At 49.3% G+C, this 296-nt stretch carries 1 protein-coding gene; it reads right to left on the bottom strand.

What is annotated here, in order from left to right; all coding sequences use genetic code 11:
• Window positions 1–86: 86 nt before the first annotated feature.
• On the bottom strand, window positions 87–296 hold a 210-nt coding region (locus tag B7444_RS16950; RefSeq protein WP_206778510.1), incomplete at its 5' end, for a hypothetical protein.

Below are 296 nucleotides of genomic sequence, written 5' to 3'. Positions count from 1 at the left end.
AAAGCTCTTTTAAGTCGAGACCCAGAGATCGTCTCTGCACTGGAACTGGGTCTTTTCGACAACCTGCTTTTGCCCCGCCGGGAAACTCACCCCACTCCTGCCGCCTCGAACCCGGTCGTATCCGCAAGGCCGATATTTTCCGGTCCAGGGCGGTAAGAAAATGTACCTCGTGTCTCACTTTTCTGTACTTTATGACCTGTACCTCGTGTCTGTATTAAGACACTGAAAAATCTTCGTTTTTTCAAGGTTTCTCGCCTCAGAAAAAGGATGGAAATTTTCCCTTCCCTGCGTTGCTG

It is taken from the genome of Gluconobacter thailandicus F149-1 = NBRC 100600 (genome assembly GCF_000964465.1).
GTDB lineage: Bacteria > Pseudomonadota > Alphaproteobacteria > Acetobacterales > Acetobacteraceae > Gluconobacter > Gluconobacter thailandicus.
The sequence above is the reverse complement of the archived record's forward strand: the minus strand, read 5'-3'. Positions and strand labels throughout refer to the sequence as shown.